Raw genomic sequence first — 19,961 nt, 5'->3', positions numbered from 1 at the left:
CATGGTAAGAGAGTATATGTCAGCATACTTTCCTGTTAACAGTTAATACTTATGTAATGCTGAGTCAGTGTCTATACAACTATTTAGACGAAAACCATTTAGGCGAAAACTACTTAGACGAGGGAGTCTCATGTCTAGTCAATATCATGGTGCGCATGCATTGCGTGCAGGAGTTGGCGTATTCGCGGCGGCATCGACGCTTGCTGCTGGCCTATTACTTGCACCATCTGCTTTTTCAGCAGAAGCAACTGCGCCCACACTCGATGATTACAAAGCTGGTCCAACATTAGTGGATCTCAATTTTAATGATGTAAGTAATGGTGCTACAGGTGCTATAACCTCAGGTAAGACAACAGCAACTATTCACGGTGCTGCTGCTATTGCAGACGGTAATGATGGTACTCAAGCTGCACGTATCAGTAATAATTTCTGGCTTGATGTCAAGAATACTGATGGTAGTGCAGTGTTTAAGGGTAAGCATGCTATTACCATTTCCTACGATGCCAATCCTGATACAAAAGCAAATGGCAATTTGGGGTGGTCGCTTTTTGCAGCTTCAAATAGCAATGCACAGAAATATCAATTCGAGCATTATATTGGCTTCCTTGATACTGAGGGTCATGTTTATTTTGAGCGATATAACAACTCTGGTGCCCGTAATGATATGGGTGCTGCTAAAGACGGCGTGCGCTCTGGTTGGAAACATGTTGATGTTACAGTAACTGATGAAGCAACATCACTGTATATCGATGGGCAATTAGTCAATCGTCGCGTTCCAATTGATACCACGCATCAGCTCACCAAAATACTAGGCGAGTCTGGCGGCATATTACAAGTTGGTCGAGCCAACTGGGGCAACGGAGAATATTTCAAGGGCACTATTGATAATATAAAGATTGTCGATAGCACTGAGGCAGCAGTACAAGATGCTATTGCCACAATGAATATTCCGCAGACTGCAACAGAAGATTTCACGGTACTAACTTCAAGCAATGGTGTGCCAGTGACATGGAAGTCAAATAATGCAGCGATTGCTATCGACGAAAATGGCACTGTGAAAGTAACCCGCCCAGCTGTGGGGCAAAAGGATGCAGTAGTTACGCTCACTGCAACAAGCGGGGATTTGTCCAAAACATATACCGTAAATGTTCCACATATCCCATCCGATGCAGAGGATGCAAAAGCTGATTTAGATGCAATTACGCTATACGAACCAAACGATGTACGTAGTAATTTAGTGCTTCCGGCAACAGGTGAGCAAGGCTCTACAATTACATGGAGCGTTAAAAAACCTGGTAGTGTTGCACATGCTACTGTCGCCGACGGTTTCGATGCTGATACCAAGTCAGTAGTAGTAGATCGTCCAGCTGCTGGTTCTCAGGCAGATACTGTGGTACTGACAGCAACTGTGCAACATGGCGATACAACATTGACCAAGGATTACACGCTTACTATTGCTCCGCTACCGAGCGAGCAGTCGGAAAGTGAAGCCTATATTTGGGCATTCTTCACCGGTGAAGGTGTAGGTGGCGAAAAAATTAGTCTTGCAGCGTCTAAGGGAAATAATGCACTTGACTGGAATACCCTCAATGGCGGAACTCCAATGTTCACATCCACACTCGGTGAGCAAGGTTTGCGCGATCCATTTATTATGAAGTCGCATAACGGTGACAAGTTCTATATGCTGGCTACTGATTTGAAGATTTCAGGTCGTACTGGAAGCTTTAATGGTGCTCAGCGCAATGGTTCCAAGTATATTGAAATTTGGGAATCCAATGATTTGGTGAATTGGTCAAACGAACGTCATGTTAAAGTGAGCTCTGATTATGCAGGTAATACTTGGGCTCCTGAAGCATATTGGGACGACGAGCTTGGTGAATATGTGGTGTATTGGGCTTCTAATCTGTATGATACAGAAGATAACTCGTTGTCTGTGCGTACGAAACCAACGTATAACCGCATGATGTATGCCACCACTAAGGATTTCATTACTTTCTCTGAGCCTAAGACTTGGATTGATGTGGATCGTCGTGGTGGTGATGGATCAGGTTCTATCGATGTGACTGTGCAAAAGCAAGGCGATACTTACTATCGCGTCTATAAAGATGAGAAAGTAATGAAGTTGCGCCAAGAAAAATCCAAGGATCTTGTAGCAAGCATTGGTGGTGCCGGTATCAAAGATTATGCTACTGCATTACAGGATTCTGCATGGAGCGAAGTGGCTGTCAATATAGGCGATGGTCAGCCTAATGGTTATGGTGGTGTGTTCTCTGCTGGTGAGGGTCCTTCACTGTTTCCTGCGAATAAGGGTGATGTAAACGGTTATCAGTATTACTTATTTGTGGATCAGCCAAATTATCATGGTGGGCCAAACCACTATGTGCCAATGGCTACTAATGATATTGCACAGGGAGCATGGACTGTTATTGGCAATAAGATGCCAGAAGCAAACTTCCCTGTGAACACTGATGGTGGCAAGCCACGTCATGGTACGGTAATCCCTGTTACCCGTGCTCAATATCAGAAAGTATTGGAAGCAATGGCGCCTAGTGTAGCTGTACAGTCCGTCGTTGCTTTTGACCCTGTGAATACTACTGAAGGCAAAGACGTTGTACTTCCTGAGACTGCTCATATCACACATGTTGATGGTAGTGAAGAAGACGTGCCTGTAGTGTGGGAAAAGGCTCCAATAACCGCAGGCGAGTACACAGTTAAAGGTGTAGCACAGGATGATTCTCGTATGCCAGTTGAAGTAAAAGTTACTATTACACTTCCAACTCCTTCAGTTATTGTGGTAAAGCCAGATGAAGATACAGGTTCTGCCACTCAGGTGCAGTCTGTGAAGCAAGGTGAAGCTGTGACGCTTCGTGCAAGTGGCTTTGTACCGGGGCATAAGGTGAAGTTTGAGTTGCATTCAGAACCAGCGTTGCTGGGCGAAGCTGAGGCTAATCAGGACGGTGTGGCGACACTCGCTAATGTGACGATTCCAGTTGATACTGCTGTGGGAGCTCACCGTGTGGTGGCTACAGATACGGGCAATGGTGCGCAAGCTGAATATGCTTTGCAAGTAACTGCGTCAACAACCGATGAGGGTACGCAGACTGATCCTGTTGAGCCTGGTAAGGATGATGGTACTCAGACGGATCCTGTTGAGCCTGGTAAGGATGATGCGCAGTCTGGCGATCAGAGTGGTTCTCAGTCTGGTGTGCAAGCTGGTGGTGATGATCGTCAGTCTGGGGCTCAGTCGCAGTCTGAGTTTGGTCCGCTTGCTTCGACTGGTAGTGCTGTTGCTGTTGTTGTAGTTGCGATGGTGGCGCTTGCTGGCATTGGTATTGCAATGCAGCTACTGCGCAAGCGTGCTGTGCAGCAGTAGTAGCCTACATCAGTAGTTTGCAGCAAAAATGCTCAATTGAGCAGTATGGGCACTAATGCTTGCCTCTCAAAGTAACTGGCAACTCTGTAATAGGTCTGCATAGAGTGTATGTAATCTATTACAGGGTTTTCTATACTGGTATTTCTTGGTGTTATGAGCGCGCTCTCGTTCGATTGAGCAAGATTCACGTAAATACACGTGCGTTATGTGAGCGCAATAATGTTTGAACGGTCTATTGATAACGAAATGATAACAGTGCAGTGTTTTAATTCTGAAAATGTTACAATATAACAAGATTTGTGAGCGTTCACAATGTTGATGCAGGATTCGCGGCTTGCGCCAACATACAAGGAAGTAGGATCTGGGGATTGCTACGCTTAGTTGGAATGTTCGCAAATTGGATAATAGCGATGGGGCCAGAGATTATTCTTGAGGCTCGTCCATATCCATGTGCTAAGGGTATTTGATCAACGTATAAGGAAACCTATATGAGTTCGAATACACAAATGAGGAGGTAGTGCATCGTATATGGAAATCGTCTCGTAAGGGTAGTGCTGAGGATCGGTGACCAATGCACTACCCTTATTTGACTATGCAATTGCATACTACCTCCTCAAATTGATCGGCAAATTGGAAACGAGGAGGTGTCCATGCCTGATCCCCTAGTCTCTTATACTTTTTCCAGCGACGATGGCTCTGGTAAAGTGTCGAATACATCGTCAACTTCGCAATTTGGTGCGGCACAAATTATGATTGGTCAAGATGCTCAAGCTCAGCCAGCACAACAAGCTACCCAGTGCGTATTGTTACTCCAGAATATCCTTGGAATGTCACCATTGCTGAGGGGACTAATGTCACTTTGCATAATGGCAAACTGTATTTAATGTTCTCCGGATCTGGTGTAGGAATTACTTATACAACTGAATTATCCAATCCAAAAGTCAGGTCCTTTCAATGGCAAGATGCAGTTGGGTACTGTCCACGGTATGTAGAGTGAGGACGAAGATGGGAATCAAATTTACGTATTCCATGCGTATGCTGACCAGCATCTTGGGTCCACTAATGCCACCGGTCGAGATATGTTTGTGCGTCGTGTGCATTGGGCTGCTGACTACCCGATCTTTGATATGAGTTTGCAAGAAGAGCTCAATCCAACGCTACCTGTGACACTCAAGGTGAAGGTTGTTACTGCCGAGCCTGGTGATAATACTGAGCAGCCTGGTGATAATACTGAGCAGCCTGGGGATAATACAGAGCAGTCTGGTGGCAATACTGATCCTGCAGACCAGGGTAAAGATGAGGATACGCAGATGGATCCTGTTGGGCAGCCTGATGAACATCAGGGTGTCGATGAATCTCATGATTCTGCTACTGCTCAATCTGGTTCTGCTGCTGAATCTAAGTCTGAATTCGGTCCCCTCGCAGCTACTGGCGTCCACGTAGGCAATGTGATTGTTATCGCAACCATTGCATTGTTTGCAGGGGTTTTGGTGTTTGCGCGCAGGCGTCGCATTCAGTAGCATTAAAGAGCTACAACGTAGTATGCAAAACAGAGTGTGCGGGTATATGCTACGCACTCTGCATTGCTTATCCCTATCCAATGGAGGAGGAACATGAAAGGGAAAAGAATCAACGCAGTCATAGGAGCGTTCGCGGCGCTTCCTATGCTTGCAGCTGGATTCATTATGAGCCCTCTGCATTCATATGCAGCACAATCTGACACAGTACCAACTGATGGTCTGGTTGCAGCATATGATTTTGCAGACGGCAAAGGTACAACAGTTACAGATACTACTGGTAATGGGCACAACGGCACAGTGCGTGGTGTTGCTGACTGGGGTAAAGGAGTACTAAATTTTACTGGTAACACTAATGTGGCGCTTCCAGCAGATGTGCTACAAGGTGCTAGTGCAGTAACGGTGAGTGTACAAGCGAAGCCAGATTCGCAAGCTCTCAATCGCAATAATTTCCTATTCAATATAGGTGGTAAAGGTACAAGCCAAAATGGTGGTACTGGGCAGTTTTTTGTCTCAACTAATAATCATAAAGCCACTATTACAAAAACAAATTGGCAAGGTGAGCAAAATGCCTCATCCCCAAGCGCATTTAAGGCAGATTGGCAGTCAGTTATTGCAACACTAGCGCCAAATCAGGGCAGTGCCACATCAACGCTTACTCTCTATGTTGATGGTAAGCAGGTCGCGCAAAATACATCATCACAAGCTAATTTTGCTGATTTGAAAGATTTTTCAAAAACGGCAATCGGGGACTCTGCCTACGACGAAGATGCTAATTTTACTGGCACAATAAGTAATGTGCGTCTGTATAACAGAGCTATTAGCGCTCAAGAAGCGCAAAGTATTGCACAAGCTGATGCCGAAGAAGTAGTTGAGGAAGCCAAAGGTGCGGATACAGGTGGTGATACAACGCAACCTGAAACCCCAGTAGAACCTATTGACGCGCACGGATATTTGTGGCTTCATTTTGGTACTACCGATTATGAAAAAGTGTACTTTGGTTATAGTGAAGACGGCGTAAGTTGGCAGAAACTCAATAATAACAAGCCAATTATGCAGCTCGATAACGGCACTAAAGGTCTGCGAGATCCTCATATTTTGAAATTGCAGCAACCAGATAACCAAGGCAACAAGTATGTAATGTTAGGTACAGACTTGCACGCTGAAGGTAGTGCGCCCGGAGGTTCTTGGGACCAAATCAATGCGAGCAAGTATTTAGTCGTAGCAAAGTCTAAAGATTTAGTTAGTTGGACTAAGCCTGAACTCGTCTCTACCGGTCTTGAAGGCAAGGTTGGCAATGCTTGGGCTCCAGAGGCAATCTATGATCCTCAAACCAAAGATTATGCCGTATATTGGGCAAGTCGAGATCTCACTACTGGCGATACAACAGCGCTGAAAGTATACAAAGCGCATACTTCAGATTTCACATCGTTTGACAATCCGCAAATTTGGATCGATCAAAGTTCAGCCGATATACACAATATTATTGATACGACTATTGTACAAGGCGCTGATGGCGACTATTACCGCTTCTCAACCTCTGACTGGTATACCGTTATTGATACGGCACCAAGTTTAGATGGGAAGTGGACACGCCTTGTTGAGCGCGATAGTGATATCAACAATGGCAAGTCAATTGTTACTGGAGATACGGTAATAGGTACAAGTAATTCAGGGCTTTCCAACCATATTGAAGGGTTGACTGTATACCAGCTGCCTAACGGTAAGTGGATGGTTATGGGAGATTCGCAAGGGTATACTGGATGGAGTATTGATCGCCTTTCTGACATCAAAAAAGGGAAGACCTTCACTAAAGCTGCCACCAGTTTTGACCAGCGTTTCCGCCATGGAACGGTTATGCCATTAACTGCGGATGAACAAGCTGCTGTATTAGAAGCCTATGGTGCAAAGCCAGTGGTTCCTGTTGAACCAGATGAGCAAGGTGCTGGACCAATCGCACAATACACATTTGAAGATAGTAAGGGTACTGATTCTATAGGTAAGTATGACTTGGTATTCCACGGCAATGCCAAAGTTACGGCTGATACTACGGAAACGGAGCGTTCACCGCAGAGCAAAGTCCTGCAACTTGACGGTTCCAACGGAACATATGCACAGTTCCCGAGCGAAGTATTTGACCGCAGGAATAAGTTGACTATTGCTATGGATGTGACGAGTCAAATCAATGCTAATCAGTTCACGTTTACCTTTGGTCAAGACAGTAATGTGTATTACTTCCTGAAATATAATAATTCTGGTGAACTTGGCAGTCGTATTACTACGAACTCATACCAGCATGAAGCTGCTGCAAATACTCGACTTTCAGGCAATGGCGCTTGGCATTGTGTGACAATTGTGCTTGATGATACCACCATGAAAGTGTATGTAGATGGTGTGCTTTCAGCACAGAATGAGGATACTGGAATTACAGTAACTCAGTTAGGCACGGATTTGAACGCTTTCCTTGGCAAGTCACTCTATCCAGACCCATATTTCAAGGGTGCATTTGATAACATTACTATTTGGAATCGTGCATTAAGCAGTGATGAAATTGCGCAGCATGATAACGCGCCAATGATTGCGGGAGCAACTGTTGGTACAGTGCCAACTGCTGATCAAGCTGCTGATTTACGTGGAACGGATAACCATAGTGCTGTGCGTACTGTAGTAGATCAACAGACGCATACGATTACTTCTGCAGTTAATCGTCGTGCAGATATTACTGCAGTTCCTGTGAGCTTAACCGCTGGATGGCAGGGTGTGTCCATTAGTGTTGACGGTAAGCCATTTGACAATGGTACGCCACTCGATATGAGCAAGGATCATACTGTAACTGCTACATTATCTGATGCTAGTGCCTCCGATAAGACTGAGCAGTGGACACTAAAAGCTGCAACGGTAAGTAATAATCCAGTGTTGCCAGGGCAGTATGCTGATCCAGATATTGATTATTTTGATGGCAAATTCTGGATTTATCCAACAACGGATGGATTTAGCGGATGGTCGGGGAATTACTTCCATGCATTCAGTTCTCCAGATTTACAAAACTGGACTGATGAGGGTGTAATTCTTGATGTGAATCGAGATCATCAGCCGACCACTGATGGTAATGAGAATACTACTATTTCTCCATGGTCTGTCGGTAGTGCGTGGGCGCCAACTATCGAAAAGAAGCATGGTAAATACTATTTCTACTATTGCGCAAAATTCCCTAATGGCGAGTCTGCAATTGGCGTGGCTGTTGCAGATAATCCTGCAGGCCCATATAGGGCGGCTGAGCAACCTCTAGTGACTCGTTCAATGGAAGGAGTGAGCGTAGGACAGGCTATTGATCCGTCTATTTTCACGGATACTGATGGCACATCATATATTTTGTATGGTAATGGTTCGCCTGCAATTGCGCAGCTTGGCGATGATATGATGAGTATTGTTCCAGGCACTGTTAAGCGAGTTAATGGGTTGCGTGATTTCCGTGAATCTGTGGTAGTGAGTGTGCATGATGGCAAGTATCATTGGACATGGTCTTGTGATGATGCTGGCTCTCCAAATTATCATGTCAATTATGGTGTTTCTGATTCGCTGCGGAATGCTGATGGTAGCTTTGGACCAACGACCTATGTAGGAACATTAATCGAAAAGGACAGTTCGCTTGGCATTCAAGGTACAGCTCATCAGTCTGATGTTCACGTGACGGATGCTGATGGTAAGGAGCGCTGGATTTTGGCGTATCACCGTCATTACACTCCGTTAGGTGTGTTCAATAGCGGTCTTGGATATCATCGAGAAACTGCTCTTGATGAATTGCATTTTGATGCACAAGGTAATTTTGCAACAGTGAAACCAAGTGATGAAGGTGTCGGTGCCATTCGTATGGCTGATGGTGAGAAACTTGCTCAAGCTATCCAAGCAGCCGGCACTATTGGTTCTGAGAATGATGGTTATACTGCCACCTCTTGGGATACTTTTGTGGCGGCGCGTACTGCTGCAATCAGTGAGTATGAGCGGTTACAAAACCACGGTGCTGCGCAGGTTGATGTCGATAGGGCTGCACAAGCTTTGACTACGTCTTTTGCTGCGTTGAAGAAGGTGGATGCTGGTGGTAACGGTAGCACTGGTACGGATGGTAGCACTGGTACGGGTGGTAGCACCGAAGAGCCGGGTAAAGACGAGGGATCGCAGACTGATCCGAGCGATCAACCTAGCGGTGAGACAGGCGATGCAAATGATAATAGTGGCGATCAGGATGGTGACGCTAATCACAATAGTCATGATGGCACACAGTATGACTCCGAAAGTGGTTATACGCAGTCGCAGCATGCCTCACACGCTTCCCTGGCATCAACTGGCGTTAGTATTGTTGCCATAGCTGTAATATTGCTGTGTTCCATTGCTATTGGCATAGCGCTAATATCGGCTAGAGGTCGTGCATAATGCTTGTGCATGATCTGTAATACTGAACATGGTGTTTGAAATATGATGAGCATTATGTAGTGCATTGCGTATGCTTGAGCTCATCTCATGTGTTGGTGCTGTGCTCGATGGATATCATACATATGCTGACTTACACACTCATACTGGATAAGTGTGGGTAAGTTATGAGGCAGCACCAACATAGTTCCATATTGCGCTATGGACATAAATGTTTCAAATAGGCGTTGAACAGTGGCGTAATGTCAGGTCTTGCGGTATGATGGTTTAGTTGTGTGTCAAGCTGGAGTGGTTCCCAGCGAGACATGGGAGACTTGAAAGCAGTTAGTTTAAGAGGAGTCATCATGGCAGCTCGTTGTGCAGTGTGCGGCAAGGGACCGCAAGTCGGTTACACCGTGTCTCACTCACATATTCGTACTAAGCGCCGCTTCTTGCCAAACCTGCAGTCAGTCCACACCCACGTTGACGGTCAGAACGTCCGTCTGCGCGTGTGCACTTCCTGCCTTAAGGCCGGCAAGGTGCAGCGCGTCGCCTAAGCGCGATGCGTCGCTTGGTAGCGGGTATTTAGTGAGATATCTTATCTAGTAAGGTGTCTAGAAACAGTCCGCAATTAAGCCAAGACGAATTGCGCTTACTATGCGCAAACGTTAGCCCGATGGTTTGGTAATCCGAATCATCGGGTATTTTTTTTTCGCCTGCTTATTGACGTATAAGTTTGGGGTTATAAAGCATTGGGTTATAACCCTAGGGTTAAAGCATGATAAAAGGCTATTACTGAGCAGGATTGTTTAGATTGGACACAAGCTCCTCAAGTGTCCAACCTTGTGCCGTCATATATTGGGCAATTTCAGGCCCTACATAGCGATAATGCCAGTCCTCATATTCGATACCAGTAACATCCTGCTTACCATCAGGGAAGCGCAACACAAATCCGTACTGCGGTGCGATATGTTGAATTTTTTGAGTAATGGCAGGTCCTGCTCGTTCATGGATTCGTGCCACAAATGTTGCGTTATTGTGACTATTCTTGAATGTAATCGATATCAGTTACATTGGCAAGACGATATTGATGCGGGGTTACTCCACAAATTTGTTTGAAAATTTTGCCAAAGTAGCTTGCGGAATTAAAACCACATGCTTTGCCTATTTCGCTAACGCTGCGTTCGGGGTATCGTTCTAATAATAATCGGGCTTGAGATATGCGCAATTTATTGAGATAGGAGATGATTGTTTCTTCCTGAGTTTCTTTAAATATTGAGCATAAATACTCAGGGCTGCGGTGTATTGCTGACCCAAGATCTTGTAGACTAATGTTTTCATGAAAATGCTCTTCTAAAAAACTAATAATTGCAGATACTGTAGTATTTGTGGTCGTATTTTGGTGTTCATGAATTGGTTTGATAATAAATGACAGCTCGGTTAGTAGCAAATAGAGAATCTGCGATTTGCGTAGGAGTTGTTCGTGTCGGAATTGTTGTGAAAGACCTATTGATGAAAGTTCCTGCAAATAGTGTGTGAAAACATGTTGATCAGCTATCGCGTATTTTCCGGATTGCATATGAAATTTATCCATTAAGGTTTTGCAAATAAAACCGTTGCATCCTAAGAGATCAAGCGTCCAATTATGTGATAGCGCGTGGTAAATATGATCTTCGTATCGACGCACAATAAATAAATCTCCTGATTGGATGATGCTGCGTGAGTCATTAATAATAAGTTCACCCACGCCTTGTTTGCATACGAAAATTTGCTCAGTAGCTAAGCCGTGAGGTCGATTGATAGGTGTTTGTAGGTAGTTCATTCCAATAACAGTGACGTAGAGTGGATATTTTTTATATTCGGAACGTCGAATTTGATGGGACTCAAGCATATCTCCTCACAACCTTAAAATAATTATATAAATATAAAAATAATAATATAAGAATCGTTTGATTGCAAGGGTTTGTAAAAGTAGCATAGTGATTACCGACCAATGGAGGTATCGATGACTACGATTGCACATATTGCCAAGGATGAGCGCAACATTCCAACTCTATACGTACAAGACAAGCCTTTTTTCTGCAGAGCAGGAGAAATTCATAACTCAAGTGCTTCGGATCTTCAGTATATGCAAGAGCATGTGTGGGAAAAGATTCAAGGACTCAACTTAAATTCGCTTATTGTGCCAGTGTATTGGGAGCTACTAGAGCCACAGGAGGATCAGTTTGACTTCACTCTTGTGGATGGATTGCTAGAACAGGCGCGTGATAACAATATCAAACTCATTCTATTATGGTTTGGTTTATGGAAGAATAGTGAATCCATGTATACACCACATTGGATGAAAACGCAGCCGGCACGCTATTGGCGCGTGCATGATGTCAACGGTAAACCGATGAATATTATTTCTCCATTTTGTGGTGAAGCAGTGGAGAAAGATGCGCATGCATTTAGTGTACTCATGGAGCATTTGCGTGAAGTTGATGCAGAAGACTCGACAGTAATTGCCGTGCAAGTAGAAAACGAGATTGGCGTACTTGGTTCCGCAAGAGACTATAGTGATGAAGCCAACAGACAGTTTGCAAGCGCGGTTCCAACGCATATTGCATTTGAGCTTGGTGTCAGTGGCACATGGCGTGAAGCTTTTGGCGAGGATGCAGAAGAGCAATTTATGGCATATGCGTATGCTACAGCAGTTGAACAAATTACTCGTGCTGGACAGAAACAATACGAACTGCCATGCTATGCAAATGCGTGGTTAAAACAATACCCTTGGACACCAGGCTCGTATCCAATGGGAGGTCCTGTGCCAGATGTTCATCCGATGTGGAAGATATGTGCACCATCACTGTTTACACTTGCGCCAGATATCTACGTGGCATACTGCGCTGATGTTATTGACGAATATGCACATGATGGTAATCCACTATTTATTCCAGAGATTCGCAAAGACGCAGTGGCGTCATCGTATGCGCTCTATGCGTTCCTTGCCAAGAATGCTATTTGCTTCTCACCATTCGGTATTGAAGAGCTTGGTCTTGACCCTGACGCCATTGCACAACCACCAATGGATGTAATGATTGCACTCAATATTGACCCTTCGGCATTTGATACTCACGGTAGCGCACAAAAACTTGCTGCAACTAACCACCTATTAGAGCAGCTTGAGCCGTTGTACCTGCAATACCGAGGCACTAAGCATATGCAAACGGTGATTCGCCATGGCGAGTATGATTTCGGCGCATACCTACAATTTGAAGCATACGATATACAAATTGCCTACTCGCCAAGGCAGTCAGCACATGCATTGGGGTGCGTTAACGTTATTGAAATGTCGCCTGATACATTCTTGCTGACAGGTTGTGAGGCAAAGATAACGTTTGTGACTAAACCTTGGCAATCGACTACTGCTGAACTACTCAGTTTACAAGAAGGCGAAGTTGTCAACGGTCAGTGGTGCAAGCGTAGGACGCTTAATGGCGATGAAAAAATGGATATCAGCTTGGGAGAGACGCCGCATTCATACTTAGTACACGTGTATCAGTATTAGTCTTGCGCTCGTTTTAAGTCTGAGAAAACCTATGTGCATTCAAATGAACTACTTCGTTGGTAAATTGCAGTGCACAGTGACTATAGATTGCAGCGTTTAGAGATTGCTGTGTTTAGAGATTGCTGTGTTTATAAATTGCTCAGTCTCTTGGTTGCAGTCTATAGACAGCAGTCTTTGTAAGTTATCTATTTCTAATTCATACTACGCGTAATCAAATTATGGCTTTGAGCTCATATTGTGCACAGGATGCAATGAGCTCAGGGCTCAGTTACGCCAAAATACCAAAATCCACCTATTAAGGAACAATCATGTCTAACGCAATATCAAGTCTTGCGGATACAGAGCAACAACATGATGCCCAAAAACGACCACTCGTTGAGAAATGGTTCCCAAGGTTTGGCTATGCTTCTGCTGAAATTGGTACCATATTGATTTTTGAAATTATTTCCTCATATTTAGGGCTCTACTACACGGATGCGGTCGGACTCGCTCCAGCAATTGTTGCAGCACTGATGCTGATCGTTCGCATTATTCAATCGGTCGGTACCCCTATTGCGGGAAATATTATTGACCGCACAAAAAGCAGGTTTGGCTTGTGTAGACCATGGTTGCTATGGGGACTGCCGTTCCTTGTAGTGCTTAGCATACTCACTTTTACTACAGTAGGTCATACCACAGTTACCAAAGTGCTCTGGGCTGGTTTTACCTATATTTGCTTAAGTGTGGTATTTACCATGGTTGACACGGCAAAAGGTACATTAGTGAACACTATAAGTGCTGATATGAACGAGCGCGTGGTATTAAACTCCTACCGTTCGATGGGGTCAAGTGTTGGGCGCCTAGTGCTTTCAGGTATCACTATGCCGTTAATTCTCTTCTTTGGCAACGGCGCTCGCGGGTATTTTACTACTAACTTGATCTTTGCTATTGCCACTATTCCATTCCTGCTGTTCGCATTTGTCGCCTGTAAAGAGCATGTTGCTGTGGCTCCTGATGCTCCAAAAATTACTGTGAAAGAGTCACTTGTCTCTTTGATGCGAAACTCCCAATTGCTTTGGTTTGTACTCTTTAATCTTGTTGCAACAGGTGCTACACTATGGCGGGTCAGTATCAGCACGTACTATTACATTTATTCAGTGGAGCGTCCTGATTTGGTAAGTCCAATGTTAATGGCGTTCACTGCTGGTCAGTTTATTCCACCACTTATTGTGCCATTTATTTTGAAATATTTCAGTAAGAAAACTGCTTTGATGTTTGGTTCTATTATGCAAGGCGTAATACTTATTGCTATGCACTTTACTCCATATGACAATGTGGTACTTATTGGTGTACTGACTTTTATGTTCGGTGTTTCTATGATGGGCAGTATTATTGGATTCTCCGCTTGTTCTGATTGTATTGAATATGATTATTATCGCAATGGTCGTCGTATGCCTGGCACTGTGGTAGGTGCAGTATCACTTTCTGTAGCTGCCGGCATGGCAATCGGTGGTTCGCTTGGTATGTTCTTGCTTGGCGTGGTTGGTTACCATAAGGGTGTTGTAATGGATATGGCAATGCGCAGCAATATAAGCTTGGTAGTGAATTTAATTCCTGGCATTATTATGATTGCTGGAATTGTCATTCTTATTCCTTACAAACTTTCAAATAAACGCATGCTGGAAATTCAGGAAGCCAATAAGCTTAAGGATGATGCTATTGAAAGTGATGTAGCCTAATAATCTGCGTTTATGTCTTGTTGATTAGCAGTCATGCTCAAACTGCTGATTAGCAAGACATCTGCGTATGTATAGATATATGTGCATGTGATGTATATGTGTATGTGTATGTGCATGTGCATGTAATGTATACGCGGGAATGCAGGAATTGCAACAATTACATAATTACAATGTAGCTCCTCGCGCACTCTTGCGTATGACTATGTACTTGTATATGACCGTGTGCTTGCCAGTGTGACTGTGTACTTAGTCGCGATACACGCATGATGGAAGATGCATTTTGCATACTGTTGTGTGAAAAGTCATTGTGAAGCATGATGTGGCGTAAGTGTGCCGCATAATGTGTTGTAGATATGCTGCAGGTTAGAATGTATTTTGGAAGGCAATGTACAATAGTGGGCATGGCTGTTGTATTAGGGACTTCGCTTTCCTCAATTATTACTAATAAACGCCGCGTGAGTGCGCTGAAATCTCTTGGAATTACAACAGTGCGCGACCTCTTAACACATTATCCGTTCCGTGTGGCAAAGCCGTATCCTGTGCATGCGCTGAGCTTTGCAAAAGTGGGCGAACCAATGGCAGCAGTGGTGCAAGTGCGTCATGTTCGCGTTATCAGAGGTTCTGGGCGCTCGCCAAATCGAGTAGAAGCCATTGTTGAAGATGTGCCGCATGATGATATGCCATATGGCGATGTGGCGCATGAAGATATGCCATATGGTGGTAGCGGCATTGCAAACGATGCGCCATACAATGATGTTTCACACAATGATGGCAGCATTGCAAACGATAGTAGTGGCAGTCAACAAACACTGCTTTTTGATAACGTTGGCAGTGCAAGACTGGTATTTTTCTCACGCAATCGTGGTTATACCGACTGGATGGCAAAAAGACTGCAAGTTGATACCCAGCTTGTTATTGCAGGAACGCCGACTGAATTCAATAATCAACTGCAATTCACACACCCAGATATTATCGTCACGCGGTACGCGCATGGGGCAGCGGCTGAGGCAGATTCGCCAGCTCAAGCGTTAGCGCGCTTGGCACGTCCGCGGCCAGTCTATCATGCGAATGCTCGTATTTCTTCTGAGCATATTCATGACGTTATTATGAATGCTTTGCAACTGTTAGCGCAAACTTCACCTGAATATGGCGCAGGAACTACAGATGCTACTGCAGGGGATGATGACGCTATCACAAGTAATGCTGACACTAGTGCAGGAAAAGCGAACGTGATCGTAGGAAAAGAGAACGCTGGCGCGGGGAATGGTGACACTAGCATAGGAAATACTGATACCAGTGTAGGAAATACTGACACCAGTGTAGGAAAAATGAACTCTAGTGCAGAGTCAGAGTATGTTGACGTTGCTACAGCTGCTATAACAAGTAAATCTCAACCTGATGCTAAGTCTCTCAATCTAGCAGAACCTCGCATTACAGCAGCTAATTTAGCCTACGCGCTTCCAGATATTATTCCTGAGCAAATTCGCCAAAAAGAAGGACTTATGCATCGGGCGCAAGCATATCTTGCCATGCACAACCCTGATTCGCGCGAACAGTTTATGCAGGCGTTAGCAACATTGCGCTTTGAAGAGGCACTTATTGCACAAACGGCGTTAATTTCAGCTAGAGAGCACAGCAAACAAGATAGTGCTTGGCAGTGCGGCAACGCGGATACTGATGACTTATATTGCAAACTTGTGCAGTCATGCATCAATTCGCTACCGTTTGCATTAACGCAGGGGCAGCAGAATGTTATCGATACTATTGTGCATGATATGGCAAACACTCACCCTATGCAGCGCCTATTGCAAGGTGAGGTTGGCTCAGGAAAAACCATTATTGCACTCCTGGCAATGCTGCAAGCAGTAGGCTGTGGATATCAGGCAGTGCTGGTAGCGCCAACGCAAGTACTTGCAGAGCAGCATGCACACTCCATACGGGAGATGTTGGCGCGGATGCAGTCTGGTTTGCAGCAACGTTCTGAGTTGAATCAGCAGTCTGAGTTGAATCAGCAAGCAAACCCAGACCAACCTACAGTCTCAGGGCAAATTCCCGTCACTTTGCTCACTGGTGGATTGAAACTTGCCCAACGCCGCCGAGCTTTAGCGCAAGCTGCAAGTGGAGAACCGGGTATTATTGTGGCTACGCATGCCGCTTTTTCTCAGCATTTCCAAGCGCCTAACTTGGCGTTAGTGGTAATTGATGAACAACACCGTTTTGGCGTGCAACAGCGTGAAGTATTGCGTAATTTGAACGATCGTGCACCGCATATGCTGGTCATGACAGCCACGCCAATTCCACGAACTGCCGCAATGACCTGGTTTGGCGATTTAGATATTTCATGGCTTACCGAACTGCCAGGAGGTCGCAAACCTATAACCACAGTAGTTGTGCCAGAGGCGGATGGAGCTACTATGGGGCGCATGTTTGCGCATATTCGTGCTCGTATTGATGCAGGTGAACGGGCGTACATTATCTGCCCGCGTATTGACACAGGGATTGATGGTGAATTAGACGCTGGAATTGCGGAGTTAGATACTGCGGCAGTAGGGCAGAGAGCACAGCCTGAGCATGGCTCGGGCCGAACCCTGCGACCCATACAGCTAGGTTCAGATGAGATTGCAGAAGATGCTACTGGTATCGGGCTGGGATTAGACTCAGATGATAGTCAGGAATCGCGCTCGCAGCTACCTCCTATGCATGCGGTATTTGAAATTGCGGAACGTTTGCAAGCACTCCCACAATTCCAAGGCGTACCTTTTGCAACGCTTACCGGCAGAGATGATGATGAAACCAAAACCCGCGTTATGCAAGAGTTTGCAGCAGGGCAGAAGCCTGTGCTCGTGGCAACTACCGTTATCGAAGTTGGTATTGATGTTCCGCAAGCAAGCTGCATAGTGATATTTGATGCAGACAGATTTGGGCTTTCGCAATTGCATCAGTTACGCGGGCGAGTGGGCAGAGGGGGTACAAAGAGCTGGGCATTTATGGTGTCGCGCGCTCCCGCCGGCAGTCCTGCAGAAGAACGTTTGCGAGTAATTCATGATTCAAATGACGGTTTTGAGATCGCTCAAGCTGATTTGGAGTTCAGAGGCGCAGGCGATGTGCTGGGCGATGTGCAATCAGGCGGACAGTCATCGTTGAAGCTGCTGAGAGTGGTTAAAGACGCTGCGATTATTAGGCAGGCGCGTGAGTATGCGGAGCAGTTAATTGAGCAGGATCCGCAATTGCATGATGCTACACAGCTTGCCGGTGCGGTGCTTGATTTTATGCGCGGCAATGAGCAGTATCTTACGAGTAATTAGTGAGTAGTCATTAGTTACCAGTTATTAGCAATTAGTGTGCGTGTGCAGTGTGCTTGGTGTGTGCAGTGCGCTATGTTTAGCATGTAGCGCGTTCAGTGTATGCACTGTGCTTAACATGTGGTGTGCTTAGTGTATGCACCGTACTCAGCATGCAGTGCGTTCAGTGTATGCGCTGTGCTTAGCATGTGTTATGTACTGGTTTGAGTAGTTGTTATTCCTAACTAGCGGTTTTCTGTATTTCATTCTTAGATTCCGTACGGTTTGGAATGTCTGATGTTTCAAAGTAGCGAGTTTTGATATGAGAGTGTACGGTTTGGAATAATTGCTATTACAGATGAGCTGTTTTTTGGAGTGCGACACCTCTATTCTGTATTGTTTGGAATAGTTGCTGTTGCGGAGTGGCTGGATTGGTGTGGGAAAGTGTACATGTTGGAAGAGTTGCTATTGCAAACTAGCGGGTTTTGTTAACTTGGGTCTCGTCTTTTGTATTCTTTTGAATACTTGCTATTGCAAACTAGCGACTTTGCTGTGTTTTGCTCTTGGATTCTGTACGGTTCGAAACATCTGATATTACAAACCAGCTGTTTTTGCATGCCTGTCAGTGCAGAGTGTACGTTTTGTAATATCTGATATTACAAAGTAGCCACTTTAGGCTGGTATGAGCTGATATTCTGTACGGTTTGAAACATCTGATATTTCGAAGTAGCTGTTTTGCGTAGTGTATGATACAGGCATGCGCATTATTTCTGGAAGATTCAAAGGGTTTGAAGTTCGCGTACCAGCAAAAGGTACTCGTCCGACAACTGATCGCACTAAAGAAGCAGTATTCTCCCACCTAGAATCTATGGGAATGCTTGATAATACGCGCATTTTAGATCTTTACGCCGGCTCTGGCGCGCTCGGTATCGAAGCACTTTCTAGAGGTGCGCATTCGTTGGTTGCTGTTGAAATGGCAAGTCAGGCAGCAAATATATTACGAACTACGTTTGCGCAATTACGAAAGCATGCTTCTTGGCAACCGCATGATAGTGCGCAAGTCGTTAAAGGTAAAGCAGAACAATTTCCGCAAATGTATGCTGTCAATTTCGGGGGCGATGGCGCTGATGAAAAGACAGATAGTCATCTAGTCGTGCACGCTAACAAAGCTGATAAAGCTAACAAGGCTAATAAACAAGTAAACGAGCAAACAAACAAGTCAGCAGGGTCGCAGACCAACCAGCCTTTCGATGTAGTATTTATAGATCCTCCATATGCAGTATCAGATGAGGTTTGTAATGCGCTACTTGCAGATTTGGTGCAGTGTGGCGTAGTTGATAGATATAGCGTAATCATTGTGGAACGTTCGGCGCGCTCGCCAAAACCGCAGGAGCCACAGGGGTGGGAAATTACGCGGGCAAAAGATTACGGAGAAACAGCCGTGTATACCCTAGAAGCAGTAGAAAATGCAGCTGCGACGAATGTTGAGTAACAGTTCGCATTTGACTAGGGATTGCAGTACAATAACAGACTGTTATTCATCGCTCGTGGCGCCCTCTACACCCCGAGTAGATGAGGACGCGCAGACTATGTAAACATGCCCCACATGTGCGCATAGCATGCAACCCTAAGTAATAAGGAGAGCCGTTTTGGCAACCAAGATTCGTCTGAAGCGTTTTGGCAAGAAGCACTATGCGTTCTACCGCGTGGCAATCATGGATTCACGCAAGGCACGCGATGGTAAGACTATTGAAGAGATCGGTATTTACGATCCAAACAAGCAGCCATCTTTGATTCAGATCAACTCTGAGCGTGCACAGTACTGGTTGGGCGTTGGCGCACAGCCAACTGAACCAGTATTGAAGCTCCTGCAGATTACCGGTGACTGGCAGAAGTTCAAGGGCTTGCCAGGCGCAGAAGGTACTTTGAAGGTAGCAGCTGAAGGTCCAGACGCAGAAGCTCGCGTAGCCGCTGCTGCTGATGAAGCACAGAAGTTGAAGGCTGCAAAGTCTGAAGCTGAAGCAAAGGCAAAGAAGGAAGCTGAAGAAGCTGCCGCTGCAGAAGCAGAAGCTGCTGAGCCAGAAGCTGAAGCAACTGAGGAGAAGGCTGAGTAAG

At 45.2% G+C, this 19,961-nt stretch carries 11 protein-coding genes and 1 pseudogene; 10 read left to right on the top strand and 2 right to left on the bottom strand.

Annotation, left to right across the window (positions count from 1 at the left end; translation table 11 throughout):
• Positions 1 to 130: 130 nt before the first annotated feature.
• The 5 genes from IEU85_RS05890 (at position 131) to rpmB (ending at position 9,854) form a co-directional block, all read left to right on the top strand.
• Positions 131 to 3,373 (top strand): immunoglobulin-like domain-containing protein, encoded by a 3,243-nt coding sequence (locus IEU85_RS05890; protein WP_188355291.1) that lies wholly within the window; start codon positions 131 to 133, stop codon positions 3,371 to 3,373.
• Between the two features lie 650 nt (positions 3,374 to 4,023).
• On the top strand, positions 4,024 to 4,257 hold the full coding sequence (locus IEU85_RS05885; protein WP_188355290.1) for a hypothetical protein: 234 nt from the start codon (positions 4,024 to 4,026) through the stop codon (positions 4,255 to 4,257).
• Between the two features lie 195 nt (positions 4,258 to 4,452).
• The gene (locus tag IEU85_RS08715; RefSeq protein ID WP_229714788.1) at positions 4,453 to 4,893 is read left to right on the top strand and encodes a hypothetical protein; all 441 of its coding nucleotides are present in this window, start codon (positions 4,453 to 4,455) and stop codon (positions 4,891 to 4,893) included.
• Between the two features lie 93 nt (positions 4,894 to 4,986).
• Positions 4,987 to 9,321: a family 43 glycosylhydrolase gene (locus IEU85_RS05875; protein ID WP_188355289.1), complete on the top strand. Its 4,335-nt coding sequence runs from the start codon at positions 4,987 to 4,989 to the stop codon at positions 9,319 to 9,321.
• A gap of 341 nt (positions 9,322 to 9,662) precedes the next feature.
• The gene (rpmB, locus tag IEU85_RS05870; protein WP_188355288.1) at positions 9,663 to 9,854 is read left to right on the top strand and encodes a 50S ribosomal protein L28; all 192 of its coding nucleotides are present in this window, start codon (positions 9,663 to 9,665) and stop codon (positions 9,852 to 9,854) included.
• 312 nt (positions 9,855 to 10,166) lie between these two features.
• On the opposite strand, the pseudogene IEU85_RS08890 reads toward rpmB, so the two are convergent.
• A pseudogene (locus tag IEU85_RS08890) lies at positions 10,167 to 10,257 on the bottom strand (D-alanyl-D-alanine carboxypeptidase family protein); the annotation flags it as partial.
• Between the two features lie 82 nt (positions 10,258 to 10,339).
• Positions 10,340 to 11,188, bottom strand: a complete 849-nt coding sequence (locus IEU85_RS05860; protein WP_188355287.1) for an AraC family transcriptional regulator — start codon at positions 11,186 to 11,188, stop codon at positions 10,340 to 10,342.
• Between the two features lie 114 nt (positions 11,189 to 11,302).
• On the opposite strand from IEU85_RS05860, the gene IEU85_RS05855 reads away from it, so the two are divergent.
• The 5 genes from IEU85_RS05855 (at position 11,303) to rpsP (ending at position 19,960) form a co-directional block, all read left to right on the top strand.
• On the top strand, positions 11,303 to 12,847 hold the full coding sequence (locus tag IEU85_RS05855; RefSeq protein ID WP_188355286.1) for a DUF5597 domain-containing protein: 1,545 nt from the start codon (positions 11,303 to 11,305) through the stop codon (positions 12,845 to 12,847).
• A 308-nt stretch (positions 12,848 to 13,155) separates the two neighbouring features.
• Positions 13,156 to 14,565, top strand: coding sequence for an MFS transporter (locus IEU85_RS05850; RefSeq protein ID WP_188355285.1), 1,410 nt, complete (start codon positions 13,156 to 13,158; stop codon positions 14,563 to 14,565).
• A 401-nt stretch (positions 14,566 to 14,966) separates the two neighbouring features.
• Complete coding sequence (locus tag IEU85_RS05845) at positions 14,967 to 17,870, top strand: ATP-dependent DNA helicase RecG (RefSeq protein ID WP_229714786.1); 2,904 nt, start codon at positions 14,967 to 14,969, stop codon at positions 17,868 to 17,870.
• A gap of 733 nt (positions 17,871 to 18,603) precedes the next feature.
• On the top strand, positions 18,604 to 19,338 hold the full coding sequence (locus tag IEU85_RS05840; RefSeq protein ID WP_229714785.1) for an RsmD family RNA methyltransferase: 735 nt from the start codon (positions 18,604 to 18,606) through the stop codon (positions 19,336 to 19,338).
• 157 nt (positions 19,339 to 19,495) lie between these two features.
• Positions 19,496 to 19,960, top strand: a complete 465-nt coding sequence (rpsP, locus tag IEU85_RS05835) for a 30S ribosomal protein S16 (protein WP_188355284.1) — start codon at positions 19,496 to 19,498, stop codon at positions 19,958 to 19,960.
• Position 19,961 lies beyond the last annotated feature (1 nt).

It is taken from the genome of Galliscardovia ingluviei (genome assembly GCF_014635685.1).
Classification (GTDB): Bacteria; Actinomycetota; Actinomycetes; order Actinomycetales; family Bifidobacteriaceae; genus Galliscardovia; species Galliscardovia ingluviei.
The sequence above is the reverse complement of the archived record's forward strand: the minus strand, read 5'-3'. Positions and strand labels throughout refer to the sequence as shown.